This window comes from Comamonas odontotermitis, from assembly GCF_014207855.1.
GTDB classification, from domain to species: Bacteria; Pseudomonadota; Gammaproteobacteria; order Burkholderiales; family Burkholderiaceae_C; genus Comamonas; species Comamonas odontotermitis_A.
The window spans coordinates 42,375-66,742 of sequence record NZ_JACHKZ010000019.1 but is presented as its reverse complement, the minus strand read 5'-3'; the positions used below and the strand labels follow the sequence as shown (position 1 = coordinate 66,742).

Genomic DNA, 24,368 nt, shown 5'->3' with positions numbered 1-24,368 from the left:
CGTAGGAACCGATTTATCCCGTTGGCAAGGCCGTGCTTCGCATAGCCTGGGCCAGGGCGTGGTTGCCCTGCGTCTCCAGCCCGGCCATGGCGCCTTCCCGGTCGGGTGTGGCGTGGTGCTGGTTGAGCTTGCGCTTGGCTTCAAGGCGCTGCACGCGGATTTCGATGCCTACGATGTGGCCCAGCTGCTCCTGAAGGAAGTCTGCAGGAGCATCCGCCATCTTCCAGGGCTTGGGCTGGCCCGCTTCATGCTGGCGTGTCAGCAGCCCCACCACGCGGCGAACGAACTTTTCTTCATCACGCACATGGATGGTTCCATGGGCGTGCACCACCTCGTAGTTCCAAGTGGGGACGCGCCGGTGCGTCTCCTGCTTGCTGGGATACCAGTTGGGCGAGATATAGCCTTGCGCGCCACGGAACACCGCCAGCACCTCATCGCCATCACGAACCTCGCGCCACAGTGGATTGGCGCGCGCTACGTGAGCAATCAGCACGCCATCGTCGAGAAGCAGCGGCAGATGGTTGGCCTCCAGCCCGTTGGCGGTATGGGTAATGAGCATGCCCAGGGCGTTCTCTCGCATGATGCGATGGAGTTCCTGGACATCGGTTTCGGCAAATGCGGGTGGGAGGTACATGGTGGTCTTTGGAAAAAAAGCCGGATTGCACCGGCCAGGCGCTACTGTGCCGCATTTGTGGTATGCATAAAATAGCCAGTTTTCTGAATATTTACCATACCAGTTGATGGCCTCATTGCAGCACCGGCGCCTCGGGTTAAGCCATGCGCTCTACGAAGAGATTCGGGCGCGGATGGCCGATGGCACCTATGCCATTGGAGCCCCCATGCCATCGACCCGCGCGTTCGCGGCAGAGCGGGGTCTCTCCCGTGCAACGGTCACGCTGGTGTATGAACAGCTCGCAGCAGATGGTTTTATCGAAACCCGCCCGGGGGCGGCCAGCCGCGTGGCGAACGGTGCGGCTGCAATGGCAGGTTCGCCGCAATCATTGCTATCAGTGCCATCGAACGCCAAGCCTGCGCACCTGGCAAGGCCGTTGTCGGCCATCGGCCAGCGCATTGCGGCCCTGGGGCTGGCAACGCCCAACCCGACGGCGGGCGCACAGAACATCGACTTTGTCTATGGCCCCTTGTCGGGCGCCGATTTTCCAACCCTGGCCTGGACGAAAGCCTTGCGCGCTGCCGAGCGCCAGCGCAGCAACCGGCTGGAGTATGACGATCCGCGCGGCAGCATCGCGTTGCGCGCGGCCTTGCAGGCCCATTTGAGCCGGACGCGGGGGCTGGCGTGCAGCGCCGAGCAGATCGTGATCGTGAGCGGCTCGCAGCAGGCCTTGGACCTGTGCGCGCGTCTGCTTGTGGACCCGGGTGACGAGGTGGCTGTCGAGAACCCGGGCTACCGGATGGCGCACCATGCCTTTGAAGCCTATGGCGCACGACTGCGCTTTCTGGCTATCGACGAACACGGTGCAAAGACTGACGGACTGGATTGCCTGACCAACGCCAAATTGGCTTACGTAACGCCTACGCACCAGTTTCCGTTGGGAGGTTTTTTGCCCATTGGCCGACGGCGACAGTTGCTGGAATGGGCAGGGCGCAGCAAAGCCTGGGTCATCGAAGACGACTACGACAGCGAGTACCGCTACGCCGTGCGCCCGGAAGCCACGCTGCTATCGCTGGATGCGCATGGCTGCGTGATCCATGTGGGAACGTTCTCGAAAACACTCTCGCCCCAGCTTCGGCTGGGTTATATGGTGCTGCCGCCTTCGCTGATTGAGCCATTCACGGCGGCCAAGCGTGTTACTGACCGGCATGCTGCCACTGGCGTGCAGCGCGCCCTGGCGCTGTTGCTGGAAGATGGCAGCTACGACAGGCACGTGCGCCGCATGCGTCGCTTGCAGCAGGCACGCCAGACGGCACTTTTGCAGGCCCTGCAACGCCATCTGGGCGCCAAGGCGCAGGTGCAGGGCGCCGCCAGCGGTCTGCATGTGGTCGTGAGGCTGCCTTCCTTGCCCGCAAGCGCAGAGCCGTTATTGGTGGCTGCAGCGCAACGGCTGGGAGTGCGGGTCCATCCGCTCAGCCCCTTGTTCCACCCGCAGGCTCCAGACCGGGCATTGCCCCGGCCCTGCGGGCTGGTCACGGGTTACGCCTTGCTGCAGCCCGAAGTGATTGAGAAGGGGGTGGAGCGCCTCGCACATGCGGTGCGCGAGTTGGAGCAGGCTTTGACCCGCTAATACAACCCTTGATACGTCGTTGCTTGGCCGGGGGTGCCTAGCCGGGGGCGCCTAGCCGGGGGCGCCTAGCCGGGGGCGCCCAGCCTTGTCGTACGTCTGTACTGTCTGCGGCTTCGCCTAGCGCGGCCCGGGGCCTCGTCTCAACCGCAAATCTGTGATTTGCTGGGTTGTATGAGCGGCTCTTAGCGCCGTCCGCCCTGCGCCTTGAGCGCCTGGGCGATCTCGGGAACCAGGGCCGGGCCCTTGTAGATCAGCCCGGTATAGATCTGCACCACATCGGCGCCTGCCTTGATCTTTTCAACCGCATCGGCGCCGCTCATAATCCCGCCCACGCCAATGATCGGGAACTGAGGCCCCAGCGCTGCACGCAACTGGCGAATGACTGCATTGCTCGCCTCGAATACCGGGCGGCCCGAGAGGCCTCCGGTTTCTTCCGCGTGCTGCAGGCCTTGCACCGCGTCGCGGCTGATGGTGGTATTGGTGGCAATCACACCATCCATGCCATGGGCCTGGAGGCTGGCTGCAATGACGGCGACCTGCTCTTCCGTCAGGTCTGGGGCAATCTTGAGGAAGACCGGCTTGTGCCTGCCATGCTCGCGCGCCAGTTGTTCGCGGCGTGCCACCAGGGCCGAGAGCAGGGCGTCAAGCGCTTCGTCGCTTTGCAGCGCGCGCAGATTCTTGGTGTTGGGCGAGCTGATGTTGACGGTGATGTAGTCGGCGTGCGGGTAGACGGCGTCCAGGCATCGGAGGTAGTCGCTGGTGGCCTCTTCAATCGGGGTGGCGGCATTCTTGCCAATGTTCAGGCCCAGCAGCAGTGGGTTGGCCTGGTTGCGGAACTGCGCCTTTTTCACATTGGCGATAAAGGCCTCCAGGCCGCCATTGTTGAAACCCAGGCGGTTGATGAGGGCGTCGCGCTCGGGAATGCGGAACATGCGCGGCTTGGGGTTGCCCGGCTGGGCCAGTGGCGTGACGGTGCCCACTTCGACAAAGCCAAATCCCATGGCGCCCAGCCCGTCGATGGCGCGTGCGTTCTTGTCCAGCCCCGCAGCCATACCCACACGGTTGGGAAAACTCAGGCCTGCAAGGGTCACCGGATCGGACACCCGCGTCTGGCGCCAGGCACAGGCCAGCGGGGAATTCTGGCCCTTGGCCAGCATGTCCATGGTGAAGTCGTGCGCAGCCTCGGGCTGCATGCCAAACAGGATGGCTCGGGACAGGGAATAGGGAATCAGGGACATGGGATGGGATAATTGCGCAATTGTTTGTATTTTCGCTGATCTGACAGGCACCAACATGACTCAAGACGAATTGAAGGCCGAAGTTGGCCGTGCGGCCCTGCAATACGTGGTGGCGGGCGAGATTGTAGGCGTGGGCACCGGCTCCACGGTCAACAAATTCATCGATGCCCTGGCCACCATCAAGGACCAGATCCCTGGCGCGGTGTCCAGCTCGGTGGCGAGCACCGAGCGCTTGCAGGCACTGGGTATCAAGGTGTTCGACGCGAATGAGGTGACCAACCTCGCCGTCTATATCGACGGTGCGGACGAAATCGATCACCAGGGCTATATGGTCAAGGGCGGCGGCGCGGCGCTGACCCGCGAGAAGATCGTGGCGTCGCTTGCCGAGCGCTTTGTCTGTATTGCCGACGCATCCAAGCGCGTGCAGACGCTGGGTGTTTTTCCTCTGCCTGTGGAGGTGATTCCCATGGCTGCTGCGCAGATTGCTCGCCATTTTGCTGCCAAAGGAGGCACCGCCACCTTGCGCATGAAAGACGGCCAGCCGCTGGTGACCGACAATGGCCAACATATTCTGGATGTGACCGGTCTTGCGATTGCCGACCCGCTGGCATTCGAGACAGAAGTGAACCAATGGGCCGGCGTCATCACCGTAGGTGTTTTTGCCCATCAGAAAGCAGCCGTGTGCCTGCTGGGTACCGAGCAGGGCGTGGAGACGCTGGAGTTTGCCTGAAGAGCAATTTGCTATCGGTTGATAGTCTCAGACACCAAAAAGCCTGCTTGCGCAGGCTTTTTTTTATGGAGCCAGCAGCGTCTAGAACACGATGCCATTCGGGTTGTCTGGCGTCACCCGTTGCGGCACGATGGAATTGCCTCCTGCGGGGGCTGCATCCTCGTCGGATGCGGCTGCACCCTTGCCAGCCGCACCTGCGGGCTTGACAGCCTTGGGAATCATCGGCGAGGCAGCTGCCTGGCGGTAGCTCGCGGGTAATTGTGATTTGGCGGGGTAACCGGCTGCGTCCAGATATGCACCCCAGTCATTGCTGTTGAAGCCCTTGAGATGCTGGCCGCCGAGCGTGGCGAATGGAACGCTGTCTGCGCCGCTGAGTTTCTTGAGCGCAGCGATCTCTTCGTTGGATGTGATGGTTTTTTCGGCGTATGGCACACCGCGGCCTTGCAGATAGCTGCGTGCTGCGTCGCAGCCGCTGCACTCCTTGGCCGTGTACAAGGTCAGAGGGTACTTGCTTGCTGCCTGTTTGACTTCCAGCGGCAGGCCGGCCAGATTGGCGCCCGCAGACTCGCTGCCTGTTGCGCCGGATACCGACTGAGACGGTGTGTCGCTCGAAGGTGCGCGATCGGAGAAGGTGACCCTGCCATCGGGGCCGACGATGCGATAGACCTTCTGGGCAGCAGCCGGGCCGGCTGCGCACACCAGCAAGGCTGCGGCAATTGCGGCAGCCGGGACGGAAACAATAGCTCTGATCTGCATGTGATCCCTCAATTCATTGTCGTGTTATCCGGCCCATTATGCCCAAAAGATGCACTGCTTCCATGGCGGCGTGCAACTGGAACCAAGGCTTGGCGCTACACAGGCGGGGTTTTGCGTATGCGTTTGTAAAAAAGCCTCGCAGCAAGCCCTTGGTAGGTTGCTGCGAGGCTCTGCGGCCCTGCACCCCTGGTGAGGGTCGTGGGTATGTGTTCTCTCAGGCGGTGGCTGGCTCCGCCTGCATGCCCTGGTGGCGAAGCAAGGCATCCAGTTGCGGCTCCCGTCCCCGGAAGGCCTTGAACGATTCCATCGCAGGGCGGCTACCGCCAGCTTCCAGAATGGCATGCAGGTAGCGCTGGCCCACTTCGGCATCGACCACGTCGCTGCTGCCCTTGGCCCGGGCGGCTTCCTCAAAGCCTGCAAAGGCATCGGCGCTCAGCACTTCTGCCCATTTGTAGCTGTAGTAACCCGCAGCGTAACCGCCCGCAAAAATGTGCGTGAAGGTGTTGGGCATGCGGTTGAAGGCGGGCTGGGGCAGCACCGCCACCTGGCGGCGCACATCGCGCATTACGTCGTAGATGGCATTGGCGGTGATGCCGTCGCCCTGCAGTTCGGTGTGAATGCGCATGTCAAACAGCGCAAACTCAATCTGGCGCAAGGTCTGCATGCCCGACTGGAAGTTCTTGGCCGCAATCATCTTGTCATACAGTGCGCGCGGCAGCGGCTCGCCGGTATCGACATGGGCGGTCATGTGGCGCAGCACTTCCCACTCCCAGCAGAAGTTCTCCATGAACTGGCTGGGCAGCTCCACCGCATCCCATTCCACGCCGCTGATGCCCGAGACATCGCGCTCGTTCACCTGGGTGAGCATGTGGTGTAGGCCATGGCCCGTTTCGTGGAAGAGGGTGATGACGTCGTCGTGCGTGAGCAGCGGCGGCTTGCCATCCACGCCGGCGGCAAAGTTGCACACCAGATGGGCAATCGGCGTCTGCAGCTGGCCGTTGTCTGGCCGCAGCCAGCGGGTGCGCACATCGTCCATCCAGGCGCCGCCACGTTTGCCGTTGCGTGCAGGCGGATCCAGGTAGAACTGGCCTACCAGTTCGCCATTGCGCTCGATGCGGTAGAACTGCACTGCCTCGTTCCACACTGGCGCCATATCCTGCTTGATCTGCACGCCAAACAGCGTCTCGACGATGCGAAACAGGCCTGCCAGCACCTTGGGAGCGGGGAAGTACTGCTTGAGCTCCTGCTCGCTGAAGGCGTAGCGCGCTTCCTTCAGGTGCTCGCCGATATAGCCCCAATCCCAGGCCTGCGGGTCAGCCAGACCCAGCTCCGTGCGGGCATAGTCGCGCAGGTCCTGCACGTCTTTTTCGCCAAAAGGCTTGGCCTTGCTGGCCAGCTCCTGCAAGAAGTCCAGCACTTGGCGGGAAGACTTGGCCATCTTCGGCGCCACGGAGAGTTCACCGAAATTCGCATACCCCAGCAGATGCGCTTCTTCCTCGCGCATTTTCAGGATGTCGACCATCAGCGGCGTATTGTCGAGTTTGTCGTCGCCAAATTCGCTGGCACGGGTGGTGTAGGCGCGGTAGAGCGTCTCGCGCAGGGCGCTGCTCCTGCCAAACTGCATCACGGGCAGGTAACTGGGGATTTTCAGGGTGAGCTTGTAGCCTTCCTTGCCGTCGGCCTCTGCAGCAGCCCGGGCTGCTGCGATCACATCCTGAGGCACGCCATCCAGCTCTTGCAGCGTTGCGTAGTAGGCGAACTGGTCGGTCGCATCCATGGCGTTTTCGCTGTACTTCTGGCAGGCGAGGGCGCTTTTTTCCTGCAATGCTGCATAGTCATCGCGGGCCTTGCCCTGCAGCTCGGCGCCGCCAAGCACAAAGTTGCGCATGGCGTTGTCCCAGGCCTGCTTTTGCTCTGCATTCAAGGTGGCGGGGTCGATGGCCTTGTACTTGGCATACAGTGCTTCGTCCGAGCCCAGTTGCGTCCAGAACGCGGTGACTTTGGGCATTTCGGCGTTGTAGGCAGCCCGCAGCTCGGGCGTGTCTGCCACCGAATTGAGGTGGCCCACCATGCCCCAGGCGCGGCCGAGCTTCTCGGTCGTCACATCCAGCACCTTGGCAATTTCGCTCCATTGCGCGGGAAAATCCGGCGCTGTCACCGTCTTGAGGGCGGCTTCGCTCTCGGCCAGCAACTGGTCGATGGCGGGCGCAATGTGTTCGGGTTGTACCTGGTCAAAGCGGGGCAGACCGCTGAAGTCGAGCAATGGATTGGTCATGGTGCTGGTTAGATGGGGCGCATTGGCCTGCAATCAATGCATTATTGGCGCAATATCTGAACTACTGCTGGTGAACAGGGCATTGACAGCCATTTGAACATGAAAAAAAGCCGCTGGCGCGCAATGGGTGCACACCAGCAGCTATCGTTTTAATAGTTTTTAACAGGTCGGCCAAAGGCCCTGTTTGCCTGTGGCGGGAGCCCTCAGGCCCGCTCGGCCGACTCCAGCGTGTTGACCATGAGCATGGTGATGGTCATCGGGCCTACGCCGCCGGGCACGGGAGTGATGTAGCCCGCCACTTCCTTGACTCCGTCAAAATCCACGTCGCCGCACAGCTTGCCATCGGCATCGCGGTTCATACCCACATCGATGACCACGGCGCCGGGCTTGACCATGTCGGCCGTCAGCACGCCCACCTTGCCCACGGCGGCAACCACGATGTCCGCCTGGCGGGTCATGGCCGCGAGGTCGGTGGTGCCGCTGTGGGTGATGGTGACGGTGGCATTGGCAGCCAGCAGCATCATCGCCATGGGCTTGCCCACGATGTTGGAGCGGCCGATTACCACGGCATGCTTGCCGCGCAGGTCTTTCATGCCGATGGATTCGAGCATCTTCATGCAGCCGTAGGGCGTGCAGGCCTTGAAGCCGACTTCGCCCACCATCAGTGCGCCAGCGCTCGCCACGTGAAAACCGTCCACGTCCTTCTTGGGCGAGATGGCTTCGATTACCTTGTGGTCGTCGATGTGCTTGGGCAGGGGCAACTGCACCAGGATGCCATGGATGCTGGGGTCGTTGTTGAGCGCCTCGACGCGAGCGAGCAGCTCGGCCTCGGTCATGCTGGCATCGTACTTTTCCAGTACCGAGTGAAAGCCGCATTCCTCGCAGGACTTGACCTTGTTGCGCACATAGACCTGGCTGGCCTGGTTGTCGCCCACCAGGATGACGGCGAGGCCGGGCACGATCCCCCGGGCTTTGAGCTTGTCGGCGCGTGCTTTCACATCGGCACGCAGTTGCTGGGAGAGGGCCTTGCCATCGATCAGTTGAGCAGTCATGTCTGGATCCAAAATGCCAAAAGAAAATGCGCCGTACCTCAGGCGGTACAAGCGCATGTAGCTATAAAAACCGTAGTTCTTTGTCCGGGCGGGAAGGCCGCTAATTTATCACGATGCCTTGGCTGGCGCTTGCGATCCCAGTGCAATCTTGAGCAGGTCGGCCACGGTATTGGCGCCCAGCTTTTCCATGATGTTGGCGCGGTGCGCCTCAACGGTCTTGATGCTGATGCCCAGATCGTCGGCGATCTGCTTGTTCAGGCGCCCGGCCACGATGCGCTCCAGCACTTGCGATTCGCGGCTGGTGAGCTTGGCCAACAGGGCATCGCGGCTTGCGGCCTGCTGGTGGCCTGCGAACGAGTCGCGGGCCTTGTCCAGCATGCGCTCGACCAGGGAGTCCAGATGGGCTTCGTCAAAGGGCTTCTGGATGAAGTCCATGGCGCCTTTTTTCATCGTGTCCACGGCCATCGGCACATCGCCGTGGCCGGTGATGAAGACGACTGGCAGCGGGGATTTGTTTTCGATGAGGCGATCCTGCAGTTCCAGGCCGCTCATGCCGCCCATGCGGATATCCACGATCAGACAGGCCACTTCGCGTGGGTCGTAGCGCGCCAGGAACGACTCGGCAGAGTCAAAGCAACGTACGCGGTAGTCCTTGCCCTCCAGCAGCCATTGCAGCGAATCACGAACTGCCTCGTCGTCATCCACCACGTATACCGTGCCCTTCTTCGGGATCAAGCTCATGCACAATTCCTTCTATCAGTATTGCTGTCGCGCCGGCGATTCAGCAGATTCAGCAGCACGGGCCACCGGAATCCAGAAGCTGAACTTACAACCCGTCACCTCGTTGCCATTGTAGATGTTATCGGCCTGCATACGGCCATGGTGCGATTCCACAATCGAGCGGCAAAGATTCAGGCCAATGCCCATGCCTTCGCTCTTGGTAGAGAAGAAGGCCTGGAACAATCTGTCCAGAACCTCGGGTGACAGGCCGCGCCCCGTGTCTTGAACAGAAAACTCTATCACATCCGCGTCGCCAATCTTGCGTGGCACCACACGCAATTCCACCATGCGCTGGTGCGGAGGGCGGCCCGCATTGGCAATCGATTCGGCGCCATTCTTCATCAGATTGATCAGCACCTGTTCGATCAGGATGCTGTCGACCCGGATCTGGGGCAGGCGCGCGGCCACATGGTGCGACAGACGCACGTTGTGGCGCTTGAGCTCGATGGAGCCCAGTTCCACCGCTTCGCTGACGATCTCCGCCACATCGGCGAGTTCGTGGTTGGGCTCGCTGCGCTTGACGAATGCACGGATGCGGTGGATCACCTGTCCGGCGCGCTGCGCCTGGTGGGCGGTCTTCTCCAGCGCGCCCAGCAGTGCTTCTTCGCTCAGCGTACCGTTCTTGATGCGCGAGACCATGCCGCTGCAGTAGTTGCTGATGGCTGACAGCGGCTGGTTCAGCTCGTGCGCCACGCTGGAGGCCATCTCTCCCATAGTGACCAGGCGGCTGACGGTGGCGGCTTTTTCGGCCTGGCGGGCGGCCTGTTCTTCGGCCAGGCGGCGCTGGGTGATGTCGGTGGCAATCACCATCTGGGCCAGGCGCCCATCCACCCAGTTGAGGTAGCGCGAGCGCACTTCCAGCCACTTGCCCAGCTCTGGAATGTAGATTTCTGCGTTGCCTGCCACAGCGGTGGTGATTTCGTCGCTGGGCAGGCCCATCAGGCCGTCTTCGTCGTCCAGGCTGGTGGAAGCCTGGTTGTTGCTGGGCAGCACGCCGGCCTGGGCGACAAGTTGCAGGTGGCCCACGGTCTGCGAGCCAAACCACTGGCGGTACAGCTTGTTGGCAAACAACAGTTCTGCGCTGCCCAGTGGAGCTACGGACACAGAGGCGTCCAGCGCTTCAAGCACGATGGTGAAGCGTTCATACGACGCGGACAGCTGCTCGCGGATGCGGTTGGGCTCGGTGATGTCGGTCATCGAGGTCATCCAGCCGGTCTGGCGGCCGTGGCCGTCAATCAGTGGCGACACATAAAGGCGCGCCTCGAACATGGAGCCGTTCTTGCGCCGCACGCGCATCTGAAAGCCTCCGGGAAAGACTTTGCCGCTCATCTCGTCGATCAGCATGTCGTGGTAGGTGCTCTGGTCGCCTTCGGGCCAATAGGGGTAGGGCGGCATCTTTCCCACCAGCTCGCCCTCGCTCCAGCCGGTCATCTGGCAGAACGCGGCGTTCACATAGGTGATGCGGCCCTGCAGATCGAGCGCGCGCATGCCGGTGAGCACGCTGTTTTCCATGGCGCGGCGGAAATTGGTCTCGCCCTGCAGCGCTTCCTGCGCGCGGATGCGCTTGCGTGTGTGGCGCCAGGTGGCCAGCAGCAGCCAGGCCGTCATGAAGCTGAGCACACCCACCAGCCAGAACAGTCCGTTGCTGACCAGGCCCAGCGAGGTGTGGTAGGCCTGGGCGCGCAGCTTGAGGCTGTTGCCGACCGGTGCGATGGGGATCTCATACTCATTGGGCACGGTGCGCCAGGGCAGCAGGCGCTGGGCCGCTGCGCGCGGGGCGAGCGGAGTGCCGGCAATGGTCGTGCCATTGCCATCCTTGAGCGTGACGGCATAGCGCGCCAGTACTTCCGTGGGCGTGGCGTAGCGCAGCAGGTTGTCGATGGAGAATTCCGCCAGCAGCACGCCGCCAAAACGCCCCTTCTGGCTGACGGGCACCTCTAGCAGCAGCATGGGCGAGCTGCCTTTGGTAGACAACGGCTGCGAATACACCGGCTGCTGCAGGTCGCGCGCCATATCAAAAAGGTCGATCAACTCCTTCTTGCTGATGACTTCGTCCACGGTCAGCAGGTCTTCGGAGGCCACGCTCGGCCCAAACTGCGTGGCGCGCACCTGGCGCTTGGCGTCCAGCCAGCTCAGCGCCTGCAGCTCGGCGTACTGGCTGATCATGGTGTCGGCACGGTCGTTGAAGCCGTTCTTGTCGATGTCCTGGTTGCCTACGTCACGCGCCAGACGCATCAATTGCTCCTGCCGCTCGGACAGGCGCAGGCGAATGCGCTGCTGGGCGTATTCCACATCACGGCGCATGGATTCGCGCTCGCGCTCGAATTCTTCGATACGCAGGTACCAAAAGGCTGCAACGATGGCGATAAAAAACATCACGACCGCCACCAGCGGGGCAATCGATGCATAGCGATCCTGTCGCGCAGGCGACAAACCCTTCCACCAGGTGCGCCACATCTGGACCAGGCTGGGGCGGCTGTTTTCCGTTTCGGCGACGGAACTCTCGTTCGGATTCATGGCCCAGAGTGTAGACGAGGGCAGGCGAATCACCGTCTGAAACTGGCGTATCGTGGTGTCTGCAGCCAGCGCAAACGCCCGTCAATTGTGCGTTTGCAGCATTTTTCCATAATATGAAAATGAAGACCGCTATTTGAAATATGCGGAAAATGTGAGAAACTCTGGCAAAGTCATTCGCAATAGTTCAATCCAAAGGAGACGCATAGCATGTCCGAGCCATCTGAACAAAAGGCCGTAGGCGCCGCCCCCCGAACCGACAACCAAGAAACCCGCGAGTGGATGGATGCGCTGTCCGCAGTGATCGACCGAGAAGGCGCGGAATACGCCCATTCGCTGATCGAACAACTGCTGGAGCATGCTCGCCAGAACAGCGTGGACCTGCCGTTTTCTGCCAATACCGGCTACGTCAACACCATCGAGCCTGAGCAGGAAGCGCGCAGCCCCGGCAATCTCGAAATTGAGCAGCGTCTGCGCGCCTACATGCGCTGGAACGCCATGGCCATGGTTGTCAAGGCCAACCGCATTCACCCGCCCGAAGGCGGCGACCTGGGCGGTCACATCGGCTCGTTCGCATCGCTGGCCAGCATGTTTGGCGCCGGCTTCAACCATTTCTGGCACGCCGAGAGCGAAAACCACGGCGGTGACTGCCTCTACATCCAGGGCCACGTCTCGCCCGGCATCTATGCCCGCGCCTACCTCGAAGGCCGCATCTCCGAAGAGCAACTGCTGAACTTCCGCCAGGAAGTGGATGGCAAGGGCCTCTCCAGCTATCCGCACCCCAAGCTGATGCCTGATTTCTGGCAGTTCCCTACCGTCTCGATGGGGCTGGGCCCGCTGATGGCGATCTACCAGGCGCGTTTCCTGAAGTACCTGCATGCCCGCGGCATTGCCAACACCGAAAACCGCAAGGTCTGGGTGTTCTGTGGCGACGGCGAAATGGACGAAGTCGAATCCCTGGGTGCCATTGGCCTGGCTGCGCGTGAAAACCTGGACAACCTCGTTTTCGTCATCAACTGCAACCTGCAGCGCCTGGACGGCCCGGTGCGTGGCAACGGCAAGATCATCCAGGAACTGGAAGGCGAGTTCCGCGGTGCTGGCTGGAACGTGGTTAAGCTGATCTGGGGCAAGGGCTGGGATGCACTGCTCGCCAAGGATCACGATGGCGCGCTGCGCAAGATCATGATGGAATGCAACGACGGCGACTACCAGGCCTTCAAGGCCAATGACGGCGCCTACGTCCGCAAGAACTTCTTCGGCCGCGATCCACGCACGCTCAAGATGGTCGAGCACATGAGCGATGACGAGATCTGGAACCTGCAGCGCGGCGGCCACGACTCTCAAAAGGTCTACGCTGCCTTCCACGCGGCACAGAACCACCAGGGTCAGCCTACCGTGCTGCTGGTCAAGACCGTCAAGGGCTTTGGCATGGGCAAGGTTGGCGAAGGCAAGAACAATGTCCACCAGACCAAGAAGCTGGCTGACGAGGACATCAAGGCCTTCCGCGACCGTTTCAACATCCCCATCCCGGACAGCCAGATCGCCGACCTGCCGTTCTACAAGCCGGCTGACGACACTCCGGAAATGAAGTACCTGCACGAGCGCCGCAAGGCCCTGGGCGGCTACCTGCCCCAGCGCCGCGCCAAGGCCGACGAGCAGTTCACCGTGCCTTCGCTCGACACCTTCAAGGCAGTGCTGGAGCCCACGCCGGAAGGCCGCGAAATCTCGACCACGCAGGCCTATGTGCGATTCCTCACGCAACTGCTGCGCGACAAGGAAGTCGGCCCCCGTGTGGTGCCCATCCTGGTGGACGAAGCCCGTACCTTCGGTATGGAAGGCCTGTTCCGCCAGATCGGCATCTACAACCCGCATGGCCAGCAGTACACCCCGGTCGACAAGGACCAGGTGATGTACTACAAGGAAGACACCAAGGGCCAGATCCTGCAGGAAGGCATCAACGAAGCGGGCGGCATGTCCAGCTGGATTGCAGCGGCAACCAGCTACAGCCACAGCAACCGCATCATGATTCCGTTCTACATCTACTACTCGATGTTCGGATTCCAGCGCATTGGCGATCTGGCCTGGGCCGCAGGCGATCTGCAGGCACGCGGCTTCCTGCTGGGCGGCACCTCGGGCCGCACCACGCTCAACGGCGAAGGCCTGCAGCACGAAGACGGCCACAGCCACATCCTGGCGGGTACCATTCCCAACTGCATCAGCTACGACCCCACCTTCGCCCATGAAGTGGCCGTGATCATGCAGGACGGCCTGCGCCGCATGGTGCAGAACCAGGAAAACGTCTTCTACTACCTGACGCTGCTGAACGAAAACTACGCCATGCCAGGCCTGACGCCCGGCACCGAGGACAAGATTCTCAAGGGCATGTACCTGTGCAAGTCGGGTGGCAAGGGCGAGCAGCGCGTGCAGCTGCTCGGCTCGGGCACCATCCTGCGCGAATCCTTCTTCGCCCAGGAACTGCTGGCCCAGGATTGGGGCATTGCCGCCGACGTGTGGAGCTGCCCATCGTTCAACGAACTCACCCGCGACGGCCAGGATGCCGAGCGCTGGAACATGCTGCACCCGACCGAAGCGCCCAAGGTGGCTTTCGTGACGGCAGAGCTGGCAGGCAGCACCGGCCCGGTGATCGCTTCGACCGACTACATGAAGTCGTACGCCGAGCAGATTCGTCCGTTCGTTCCTGCTGGCCGCACCTACAAGGTGCTGGGCACCGACGGCTTTGGCCGCTCGGACTTCCGCCGCAAGCTGCGCGAGCACTTCGAAATCGACCGCCACTACATCGTCGTGGCAGCCCTGAAGGCGCTGGCCGATGAAGGCAAGCTGCCTGCACAGAAGGTGGCCGATGCGATTGCCAAGTACGGCATCAACGCCGACAAGATCAACCCGCTCTACGCTTAAAGCCAGCAGGAGACAACACAATGGCATTGATTGACATTCAAGTTCCCGATATTGGTGACTTTGCAGAAGTGGGCGTGATCGAGCTGCTCGTCAAGCCTGGCGACACTGTCGCCAAGGACCAGTCGCTGATCACCGTCGAGTCCGACAAGGCATCGATGGAGATTCCGTCCAGCCACGCAGGCGTGGTCAAGGAAATCCTCGTCAAGATCGGCGACAAGGTTGCCGAGGGCTCGGTCATCATCAAGATGGAAGCAGCCGGTGGCGCTGCGGCACCCGCACCTGCAGCGGCTACCCAGGCTCCGGCCGCAGCACCTGTGCAGGCTGCACCGGCCCCCGCACCCGCAGCAGCACCTGCTGCGTCGGGCCCCATCAACGTCAACGTCCCTGACATTGGCGACTTCAAGGATGTGGCCGTGATCGAGCTGCTGGTGAAGGTGGGCGACACCGTCACCAAGGAGCAGTCGCTCTTTACCGTGGAATCCGACAAGGCTTCGATGGAAATCCCGTCGCCCGCCGCCGGGGTGGTCAAGGAGCTCAAGATCAAGATCGGCGACAAGGTCAACGTGGGCGATCTGGTGGCGGTTCTCGAAGGTAGTACGGCAACTGCGCCCGCAGCTGCTGCAGCACCTGCACAGGCCGCCCCCAAGGCAGAAGCGCCTGCAGCGGCGCCGGCATCCTCGCAGGCAGCGCCCGCGAGCGCCGCACCTGCCGCTGCTGTGCCCGCACACAATCCGACCGTGGCGCCTACCGGCAGCCTGCCGTATGCGTCGCCTTCGGTGCGCAAGTTTGCGCGTGAACTGGGCGTGCCGCTGGAAGAGGTCAAGGGTTCGGGCAATAAGGGCCGCATCACGGCGGACGACGTGCAGAACTTCACCAAGCAGGTGATGGCTGGTGCCGTGCAGACCAAGGCCCAGGCTGCCAAGGCACCTGCCGGTGGCGCTGGCGTAGGCATGGACCTGCTGCCATGGCCGAAGGTGGATTTCAGCAAGTTCGGCGCCGTGGAGCGCAAGGATTTGTCGCGCATCAAGAAAATCTCGGGCGCCAACCTGCACCGCAACTGGGTCATGATCCCGCACGTCACCAACAACGACGAAGCGGACATCACCGAGCTCGAAGCCTTCCGTGTCTCCACCAACAAGGAAAACGAGAAGAGTGGCGTCAAGGTCACCATGCTGGCCTTCGTCATCAAGGCGCTGGTTGCTGCACTCAAGAAATTTCCTGAGTTCAACACCAGCCTGGACGGCGACACGCTCGTCTACAAGCAGTACTTCAACATCGGCTTTGCCGCTGACACGCCCAATGGCTTGGTCGTGCCGGTGCTCAAGGATGCCGACAAGAAGGGAATCATCCAGATCAGCGCAGAAATGGGCGAGCTGGCCAAGAAGGCGCGCGACGGCAAGCTGGGCGCTGCCGACATGCAAGGCGGCTGCATCTCCATCTCGTCGCTGGGTGGCATTGGTGGCACGCACTTCACGCCCATCGTGAACGCGCCGGAAGTGGCCATTCTGGGCCTGTCCAAATCGGCCATCAAACCGGTGTGGGACGGCAAGCAGTTCGTGCCGCGCCTGATGCTGCCGCTGTCGCTGTCGTACGACCACCGCGTCATCGACGGTGCCTCTGCCGCACGCTTCAATGCCTATCTGGGCCAGGTGCTGGCGGATTACCGCCGCATCATCCTGTAATCGGAGACGCACACTATGGCAATCGTAGATATCAAAGTCCCCGACATTGGTGATTTCGCTGAAGTGGGCGTGATCGAACTGCTGGTAAAGCCTGGCGATACCGTCGCCAAGGACCAGTCGCTGATCACCGTGGAGTCGGACAAGGCCTCGATGGAAATCCCGTCGAGCCACGCTGGCGTGGTCAAGGAACTCAAGGTCAAGATCGGCGACAAGGTTGCCGAAGGCTCAGTGATCCTGTCGTTGGAAGCGGCGGAGGGCGCCGCATCGGCACCCGCACCACAACCGGCTCCGGCGCCCGCAGCGCAAGCGCCAGCGGCTCCTGCCCCCATCGCAAGCAACTACAGCGGCCAAGTCGATGAAGACTGCGACGTGGTGGTGCTGGGCGGTGGCCCTGGCGGCTACTCTGCTGCTTTCCGCGCGGCAGACCTGGGTCTGAAGGTCGTTTTGATCGAGCGCTACAAGACGCTGGGCGGCGTGTGCCTGAACGTGGGCTGCATTCCTTCCAAGGCGCTCTTGCACGTGGCCGCGGTCATGGACGAGGTCAGCCACCTTGCTGCGCTGGGCATCGACTACGGCGGCGCGCCCAAGGTCAATATCGATACCTTGCGGGGCCACAAGGAAAAAGTGATCGGCAAGCTGACCGGCGGCCTCGCAGGCATGGCCAAGATGCGCAAGGTCACCATCGTACGCGGCTATGGCAATTTTGTGAGCGCCAACCACATCGAAGTGCAGGAAACCTCGGGCGACGGCCAGGAGAAGACCGGCACCAAGAAAGTCGTGCAGTTCAAGAAAGCCATCATCGCTGCAGGCTCCGAGGCCGTGCATCTGCCTTTCCTGCCCAAGGACGAGCGCATTGTCGATTCGACCGGCGCACTGGCCTTGAAGAGCGTGCCCAAGCGCATGCTGATCTTGGGCGGCGGCATCATCGGCCTGGAAATGGGCACCGTCTATAGCACGCTGGGCGTACGCCTGGATGTGGTGGAGATGATGGACGGCCTGATGCAGGGCGCTGACCGCGATCTGGTCAAGGTCTGGCAGAAGATGAACGCGCCGCGCTTTGACAACATCATGGTCAATACCAAGACCGTGGGTGCCGAGGCCACGCCCGAAGGCATCAAGGTCAGCTTCGAGCCCGCCAAGGACGGCGTCACCGTGCCCGAGCCCCAGGTATACGACCTGGTGCTGCAGGCCGTAGGCCGCACGCCCAATGGCAAGAAGATCGGCGCCGAAGCCGCTGGAGTGTCCGTCACCGACCGTGGCTTCATCAATGTCGACATCCAGATGCGCACCAATGTGCCCAACATCTTCGCAATCGGCGACATCGTGGGCCAGCCCATGCTGGCACACAAGGCCGTGCATGAAGCGCATGTGGCCGCCGAAGTCATCGCTGGTGAACTGCAGGGCAACAAGGAGCTGGCCTCGGCCGCCTTCAATGCCCGCGTGATCCCAAGCGTGGCTTATACCGACCCCGAAGTGGCATGGGTGGGTCTGACCGAAGACCAGGCCAAGGCGCAGGGCATCAAAGTCAAGAAGGGCCTGTTCCCCTGGGCAGCGTCGGGCCGCGCCATTGCCAATGGCCGTGACGAAGGCTTCACCAAGCTGCTGTTCGATGACTCGCCAGAGGCCCATGGCCACGGCAGGATTCTGGGGGGCGGTATCGTCGGCACGCACGCTGGCGACATGATTGGTGAAATCGCCCTGGCCATCGAGATGGGCGCAGACACCGTGGACATCGGCAAGACCATCCACCCACACCCCACACTGGGCGAAAGCATCGGCATGGCGGCAGAAGTGGCGCACGGCACTTGCACGGACGTTCCGCCCGCTCGCAAGTAAATCGGCGGATTTGCGTCAATGCCAAAGGCAGCTCTCGGGCTGCCTTTTTTTGTTGTTGAAGCTGGTGGGCGATGTAGCGGGCGCAGCGTTGCAGGCAATGCCCTCAGAATCGACCAACCTGGGGGCGTTTGTACACATAGCGCCGACCTAGTAATTATCGTGGCAAAAAACTTGGCAATATTATTTTGATTTTTGATATTTTATCTAATGAAATCAATTATTTGATGATGATGTAAATTTGGCATATGGTTGCGCTATATGCGTCTCCCCACCAGTTTGAACCCCTGATGCCCTCAGACCGTGCCATGGAGCCCTTGCTCTCCAGGGTGGGTGACGTGGCGCGTGCTGCAACTGCGTTGGCGGGCAAACGCATTCCGCCCGAGCTGCGTACCTTGCTGCGCAGCATGAATTCCTACTACACCAATCGCATCGAGGGCCTGCATACCCGCCCACACGAGATCGAGCAGGCCTTGTCCAGGGATTTCTCGGCGAACAAAGAACTGGCAGCCAAACAGCGTCTGGCTGTTGCCCATATCGAGGCAGAAGCTGCGCTGGAGCAGCGCTATCAGGGCGAAGAGGGCGCGCGCGCTCTCTACAGCTTGGCAGGCATACAGGATCTGCACCGCGAACTGTTTGGCCGCCTGCCCGAACAGGACTGGGATGTGGCCGAGGGTGCTGGGCCTGGGTGACCGCATGGCAACCGATGCCTTGGGCGCGTTGATCAAGCGTGGCCTGCTCAAAAGCGACAGTTCGCAAGGAAAGGTGCGCTTTGGCATGCCCCAGCATGCGCTGCGTTTTCTCTTTCCCAAACTATGGCCAGAGGCAGAAGTGGATGCGGGGCATGATCTGCTCGCCAGACAGAAGGCAGCTGCAATGCATCCGATACACCCATTACGTGCATTACGCGGATCACCCGTGCAATAGCTGCTGACAGGGCGCTGCAGCATGAAATTTTGCAATGTGCGCGTTTGCTATTGTTCTCAATCAAAACCTTCACCATGCGGGACAATTACGCTTTGTTTCCATTAAAGAGTTGCCAACGCGACCGCGGTGCTTCGCAGCCTCCGCTTTGTGTGCCTCGGGCACGCCATTGCGGCCTCGCTTCGTTTCAACCTCGGGCCTACTTATCTGAAAGTGTTAGCACCTCTGAGGCCATTTTTTTGTGGTTTTGATGACTTGACAGGTGTCTAAAGTGCTTCCAAAAATCCAGATCAGTTCTCGCTCCAGAATGTCTCCAGGCTCCCTCACATTGGGGAGGGGCAGCACATTGATCGGCCGTGGTCAAAGCTGCAGAATTCAACTGGAAGACCCCAGTGTCAGCCGTGACCACGGCGCCTTTACCTACTACCTCGGCATCTTGACGGTGGAAGACCATGACAGTGCCAACGGCACATTCGTCAATGGCGTGCGCGTCAAACGGCAAGTCCTCTATGCCGGTGACCGTGTGGCCGTAGGAGAGTACAAGATCACTGTCACAAGCGGCTCTGAACTGGCCGGGCGTTCCGACAAGCTGCACCTGTCTGCATAGTTCGCAGTTCAAAATAATCAATGGGGCTTGCTCCCGAAAACTGCATATCGGTAGGCTAAAGTTCCTGTGACGGAGCCGCCGCCTCCATGCCCGGGTCAAGCCGTGGTCAGGAAGGTGCAATGCAGCGGCCGCTCCAGTCCGGTCTCGGCAGGTGATTGTTGGAACCTGTCAGCTACGCCCTGATTTCCCTCCGTGATTGCGGAGGGGCGTTTTCCCATCATGTACCGCGCTCGACTTTCTCTGGCATTTGCTGCCCTGGTAGCTTTGGTGTGCGTCCAGGCCGCCTTTGTGTACTGGGGAACCAATCGCGTCAACGACTATGCGCAGCACAGCAGGCTTGCCAGCGATATCCAGGCCGAGCTGCTGGATCTTTCTGCCAACAAGCAGCGCCTGCGAGTCTGGGCCATGCAGCGCCTCATGAACACTGGCGTCCAGCCCGAGCAGCGTGATCGACTGGTGGATGCGATGTACACCAGCGCCGCCAATCTGGACGACCTGGCACGGCGCGACCTGGCCTTATGGACAGAAATGGTGCACCGCGAGAATGTGCGCATGCCGCCCGAAGTGCCCCAGCTCGTGAGCGTGACGGAGCTGCTGCATGACAATATCCGGGCCGTCGAGGCAAGGCTGGCGCAATTGGTGCCGCTGGACCAGGGCACCGATTTCCCGGCGCTCTGGGCGGAATTGACACAGGTGTTCGACTTGGCTCGCGGGCGCGATCTGCGCGAATTGATCAAGGGGGCCATTGCCCGCCAGCGTGCTGCTGTCCCGATAGCGCGTGCCGCTACCGAACGCGGGCTGAATTCGCTGCGCGTGCAGGCCATTGGCATGGCCGTCGTCACGCTGGTACTGGCCGTGGTGCTGGCGTTGAACCTCAAGCGGCGGCTGCAGCGCCCACTGGACCGCTTGCTGCAAGGCACGCAGGCTCTGCAGGCCGGGGCGCTGGATCATCGCGTGGCCACTGGCTCCAAGGATGAATTCGACCGTGTGGCCCAGCACTTCAATGCCATGGCTGCCGAGCTGCAGCAGCACCGCGCGAGGGCAGACGCGGCGCGGCGCGAGCTGGAAGACGCGGTAGAGGCGCGCACCCAGGAGTTGAGTGCAGCGCACCAGACCTTGCAGCATCTGGACCATCGCCGCCGCCAGCTGTTTGCCGATCTGGGCCACGAATTGCGCACGCCCGCCACCTCAATTCGCGGCGAAGCCGAGATTGCCCTGCGCGGAGGCGACCGGCCGGCCGAAGAGTATCGCCAGGCGCTTGGGCGCATCGTAGGCGGGGTGGATCAGCTCACCCGTGTCATCCACGATCTGCTGTTCACTGCCAAGGCGGAGGCCGATCAACTGGTGATGCACCCATCCTGGATGGACCTGCGTCATCTGCTGGCTGACGTGGTAGATCAGGCCGCTGCGCTGGGGGCTCCGCACGGCGTACGGGTGGTGTGGAATACCAATGATGGAGCCGATGCTGGCACCGCCATGCCAACCGGCTCCGTGGCCGTGTACGCGGACGCGGACCGGCTGCGCCAGGCGCTGGTAATCGTGTTGGACAATGCCGTGCGCTATTCAGAGCGGGGCAGCACGGTGCGCATTGCTCTGCAGAGGGGAGCAGGCGAAGGCGAGAAGCCCGAGATCGAAGTGGTGGTGCGTGACGAGGGCATAGGCATTGATGCGGATGAACTGCCGCGCGTGTTTGAGCGATTTTTGCGCGGACGGCGCGCGCGCGACCACCGGGCGGATGGCACAGGCATCGGCCTGTCGATTGCCCAGTCGATTGTGCAAAGGCACCAGGGCCGTATTGCCATTGCCAGCGTGCCAAAGCAGGGCACGGAGGTGCGCATTGCGTTGCCGTGGATGGCGACACCAGCGCGCAGGGTCGCGCAGAGCACAGGGCAAGAGGCAGGAGTGGCAGCATGAACAACCAGATCCTGGTGGTGGAAGACGATGTGCGGGTGGCGGATTTTCTGGAGCGCGGCCTCAAGGCTGAGGGCTATCGGGTAGAGCTGGTTCGCACCGGCCCGGAGGGCCTGGCCATGGCGCGTGGCGCCGAACCCGGCGTGTTGCTGCTGCTGGACTTGATGCTGCCCGGGCTCAGCGGTCTGGAGCTGTGCCAGACCCTGCGCGCCGAAGGCCGCCACATGCCTGTGCTGATGCTCAGCGCGCTGAGCAATACGGAAGACAAGGTCAACGGCCTGCGACTGGGGGCGGATGACTACCTTACCAAGCCGTTCGTGTTTGAAGAGTTGCTGGCCCGTATCGAGGCGCTGCTGCGCAGGGGGCGGGAGCAACGGCCCCGGGCCAGCACGTTGCAGGTGGCTGATCTGGTGCTCGATCTGGAGCGCATGCAGGCCAGCCGGGCTGGGCAACCCATCATGCTGACCGCGCGAGAGCTGGCATTTCTGGAGCTGCTCATGAGCGCGCCGGGCCGCGTGTACAGCCGCGAACGCATTCTCTCCAATGTCTGGGGAACCAATGAAGACCCGCTGACCAACGTCGTCGACGTCTATGTGCGGCGGCTGCGCGCCAAAATTGATGACGGTCATGATTTGATGCTCATCAAGACCGTGCGGGGCTTTGGCTATCGGTTGGATGCCATGGCGGATTGATCTGCGCTTTCTTCTCGTGCCATTCGTGGTTCAAGCGGGTTGCGGCATGCCTTGCGCGCAGCTTGCAAAGCAGGGCGATGGGGCGTGTTCATCACCTGTTCATCTTCTGCTCACGTTGCCTTAACGCGGGCTTCAGAGGCCGCTCATGTTGCTTTGGTGAACTGTAGTGCCACGCTGGCTCTCGCGCCAGAGTGGGATCTGACCACTTCAATCGATCCAAAGCATGAAAAAACTCACCTGCATCACCGTCGCCAGCATTCTCATGGGTATCGCCGCATTGCCTGCAGCTGCCAGGGGGCCGGTCGTCAACCACGCCATCTCCGAAGCCGAAGTGCTGGCTGCGCAGCAGGCCTGGTGCAAGGCGCTGGTGGATATCAGCAGTACCAACACCAGCAGCGGCCCGGCGGCAGCCAAGGCGCTCGCAGAGAAAGTCATCGACGAGGCATATGGCTACCAGATGGGGGCCGTGCTGTTCAAGCCAACCTTGGCCATGGCGCCCCAGGCTTTCCGTACCAGCCGCGAAGGCGCGCTTGCCTACTTTGTGGGCGGAGACCCGGCCTATCCCAAAGACACGGGCTTCGCGCTCAAGGGGTGGACAAAGTGTGAAATTGCCAATGCAGGTATCTTCATCGCTGGTGGATCCGCCAGCACGATGGGCAATGTGATCTTCACAGGTAAGGATGGCAAAGTGACCTCGGTGGACAAGACCTGGAGCTTCGTCAAGGACGATGCAGGCAAGCTGCGCATCGTGGTGCACCATTCATCGCTGCCGTATACCGGTAATTGACACCTGTAATTGACACCGGTCATTACTGCTGGAACCTGATCGCTGCCGCTGGCACTGGTAATGGCCTGGGCCTCCTTCCGGAACACCTGCGCCCCATGCGCGTCCTTGGGACCGGTCCTCCTGGTTCTGCGGCGAAAGTCAAATCCCTGTGTTTCGGCCTCTTTTTAGCCTCTCGCCGTGTGACCAGTTATCTCGGAGACACGTCGCTATTACAGGATGACGGGGTATCGACGAAGATCGGCGCTATCGAGAACACCCGGCAGCGCTCCCGCGTCGTACTACTGCGCAGGCATAGAGGCGGCTGCCAAATGGCCTTTGGACGGCCGGAGACACGCCCCATGAAAACACCTGCTGCACCCACGAGCCCGCGCCGCCCCTCTGCATCCTTGCTTGCCGCTGCCTTGCTGGTGGTGGCATCGTCGCCTGCGCTTGCTGCATACCCCGACAAGCCGATCAAGCTCATCGTGCCTTTCCCGCCCGGCCAGGCGACCGATATCTTCGCCCGGGCCATTGCAGAAAAACTGGGCCAAAAGCTCGGCCAGCCACTGGTGGTGGAGAACAAGGCAGGTGCTGGCAGCAACATCGGTACCGAGCAGGTTGTGCGCAGCGCCCCGGATGGCTACACCCTGCTGGTGGCTGGCAGCGCCATGGCCGTGAACCAGACGCTCTACAAAAAGGTGAACTTTGACCCGCGTGTCGATCTGGTCGGCATCACCCTGGTTGCCAAGGTGCCGCTCGTCTTTCTGGCCAACCCGGCCACCGGCATCAAAACCATGAATGATCTGGTGGGCAAGGCCCGCGCAGAGCCAGGCAAGCTCAGCTATGCCAGCGCCGGCATCGGTGACACCCAGCATCTAAGCGCAGAAATGGTGAAAGCGCGCGCCAAATTGCAGCTGGAACACATTCCCTACAAAGGCAGCGGCCCGGCACAGGCCGATTTTCTGGGCAACCAGGTGCCGCTGATGGTGGACTCCGTCACTGCCGCGCTCGCCAATATCCAGGCGGGCAAGGCCGTGCCGCTGGGGGTGACATCGGCCACTCGGTCAAGCCAGTTGCCGGATGTGCCCACCATTGCCGAATCCGGTCTGCCCGAGTTCAAGGGTTTTGAAGCTGTGGGTTGGCTGGGTCTGATGGCTCCCAAAGGCACGCCGCAGGCCGTGGTGGACAGGCTGAACCTGGAAGCCGTGGCCATCCTGAACAGCGCAGATATGCAAAAGTTCATCCGCGACCGTGGGTCGGAGCCCGCTCCCACCACGCCCGCAGAGATGGATCGCTTTGTGGCGAGCGAGATCGTGGAGTGGGGCCGGGCGGTCAAGCAGTCGGGGGCAACGGCGGAGTAAATTTCTGATAGTTCTCAGGGCGTGCTGCGCTGGCAGGCGCTGATGCACCCAAGGCGACAGCCATGCGCCGGTGGCGAGCCTAAGCTGG

18 protein-coding genes are annotated in these 24,368 nt (G+C 61.7%); 11 read left to right on the top strand and 7 right to left on the bottom strand.

Going from position 1 to position 24,368, the window contains the following annotated elements:
* Positions 1-13 precede the first annotated feature (13 nt).
* Positions 14-634, bottom strand: a complete 621-nt coding sequence (locus HNP33_RS14525; RefSeq protein ID WP_184709607.1) for an FMN-binding negative transcriptional regulator — start codon at positions 632-634, stop codon at positions 14-16.
* A gap of 106 nt (positions 635-740) precedes the next feature.
* On the opposite strand from HNP33_RS14525, the gene HNP33_RS14520 reads away from it, so the two are divergent.
* Positions 741-2,243, top strand: coding sequence for a PLP-dependent aminotransferase family protein (locus HNP33_RS14520; protein ID WP_184709609.1), 1,503 nt, complete (start codon positions 741-743; stop codon positions 2,241-2,243).
* A gap of 182 nt (positions 2,244-2,425) precedes the next feature.
* On the opposite strand, the gene HNP33_RS14515 is transcribed toward HNP33_RS14520, so the two are convergent.
* A complete protein-coding gene (locus HNP33_RS14515) occupies positions 2,426-3,481 on the bottom strand; it encodes a quinone-dependent dihydroorotate dehydrogenase (RefSeq protein WP_184709611.1) in 1,056 nt (351 codons plus the stop codon).
* Between the two features lie 55 nt (positions 3,482-3,536).
* On the opposite strand from HNP33_RS14515, the gene rpiA reads away from it, so the two are divergent.
* Positions 3,537-4,211: a ribose-5-phosphate isomerase RpiA gene (gene rpiA, locus HNP33_RS14510; protein ID WP_184709613.1), complete on the top strand. Its 675-nt coding sequence runs from the start codon at positions 3,537-3,539 to the stop codon at positions 4,209-4,211.
* An 81-nt stretch (positions 4,212-4,292) separates the two neighbouring features.
* On the opposite strand, the gene HNP33_RS14505 is transcribed toward rpiA, so the two are convergent.
* From HNP33_RS14505 to HNP33_RS14485, 5 genes are all read right to left on the bottom strand, one after another.
* Positions 4,293-4,967, bottom strand: coding sequence for a DUF4124 domain-containing protein (locus HNP33_RS14505; RefSeq protein WP_184709615.1), 675 nt, complete (start codon positions 4,965-4,967; stop codon positions 4,293-4,295).
* A gap of 214 nt (positions 4,968-5,181) precedes the next feature.
* On the bottom strand, positions 5,182-7,242 hold the full coding sequence (locus tag HNP33_RS14500; RefSeq protein WP_184709617.1) for a M3 family metallopeptidase: 2,061 nt from the start codon (positions 7,240-7,242) through the stop codon (positions 5,182-5,184).
* Between the two features lie 203 nt (positions 7,243-7,445).
* A complete protein-coding gene (gene folD / locus HNP33_RS14495) occupies positions 7,446-8,294 on the bottom strand; it encodes a bifunctional methylenetetrahydrofolate dehydrogenase/methenyltetrahydrofolate cyclohydrolase FolD (protein WP_184709619.1) in 849 nt (282 codons plus the stop codon).
* Positions 8,295-8,402: 108 nt separating this feature from the next.
* Positions 8,403-9,035, bottom strand: coding sequence for a response regulator transcription factor (locus HNP33_RS14490; RefSeq protein ID WP_184709621.1), 633 nt, complete (start codon positions 9,033-9,035; stop codon positions 8,403-8,405).
* Between the two features lie 15 nt (positions 9,036-9,050).
* A complete protein-coding gene (locus tag HNP33_RS14485; protein WP_184709623.1) occupies positions 9,051-11,591 on the bottom strand; it encodes a PAS domain S-box protein in 2,541 nt (846 codons plus the stop codon).
* A 207-nt stretch (positions 11,592-11,798) separates the two neighbouring features.
* Between HNP33_RS14485 and aceE the strand changes: the two genes are divergently transcribed.
* The 9 genes from aceE (at position 11,799) to HNP33_RS14440 (ending at position 24,280) form a co-directional block, all read left to right on the top strand.
* Complete coding sequence (gene aceE / locus HNP33_RS14480) at positions 11,799-14,504, top strand: pyruvate dehydrogenase (acetyl-transferring), homodimeric type (RefSeq protein WP_184709625.1); 2,706 nt, start codon at positions 11,799-11,801, stop codon at positions 14,502-14,504.
* Between the two features lie 20 nt (positions 14,505-14,524).
* On the top strand, positions 14,525-16,186 hold the full coding sequence (gene aceF, locus HNP33_RS14475; protein WP_184709627.1) for a dihydrolipoyllysine-residue acetyltransferase: 1,662 nt from the start codon (positions 14,525-14,527) through the stop codon (positions 16,184-16,186).
* A gap of 15 nt (positions 16,187-16,201) precedes the next feature.
* Positions 16,202-18,022: a dihydrolipoyl dehydrogenase gene (gene lpdA / locus HNP33_RS14470; protein WP_184709629.1), complete on the top strand. Its 1,821-nt coding sequence runs from the start codon at positions 16,202-16,204 to the stop codon at positions 18,020-18,022.
* A gap of 287 nt (positions 18,023-18,309) precedes the next feature.
* Positions 18,310-18,711, top strand: coding sequence for a hypothetical protein (locus HNP33_RS14465; protein WP_233464536.1), 402 nt, complete (start codon positions 18,310-18,312; stop codon positions 18,709-18,711).
* Between the two features lie 539 nt (positions 18,712-19,250).
* Positions 19,251-19,550: an FHA domain-containing protein gene (locus tag HNP33_RS14460; protein WP_184709631.1), complete on the top strand. Its 300-nt coding sequence runs from the start codon at positions 19,251-19,253 to the stop codon at positions 19,548-19,550.
* A 219-nt stretch (positions 19,551-19,769) separates the two neighbouring features.
* A complete protein-coding gene (locus HNP33_RS14455) occupies positions 19,770-21,464 on the top strand; it encodes a sensor histidine kinase (protein ID WP_184709633.1) in 1,695 nt (564 codons plus the stop codon).
* A complete protein-coding gene (locus tag HNP33_RS14450; RefSeq protein ID WP_184709635.1) occupies positions 21,461-22,153 on the top strand; it encodes a response regulator transcription factor in 693 nt (230 codons plus the stop codon). Before HNP33_RS14455 ends, HNP33_RS14450 begins: the two co-directional genes overlap by 4 nt.
* Positions 22,154-22,376: 223 nt before the next feature.
* Positions 22,377-22,940 (top strand): hypothetical protein, encoded by a 564-nt coding sequence (locus HNP33_RS14445; RefSeq protein ID WP_184709637.1) that lies wholly within the window; start codon positions 22,377-22,379, stop codon positions 22,938-22,940.
* Between the two features lie 338 nt (positions 22,941-23,278).
* Complete coding sequence (locus tag HNP33_RS14440; RefSeq protein ID WP_184709639.1) at positions 23,279-24,280, top strand: tripartite tricarboxylate transporter substrate binding protein; 1,002 nt, start codon at positions 23,279-23,281, stop codon at positions 24,278-24,280.
* The last annotated feature ends 88 nt before the right edge of the window (positions 24,281-24,368 follow it).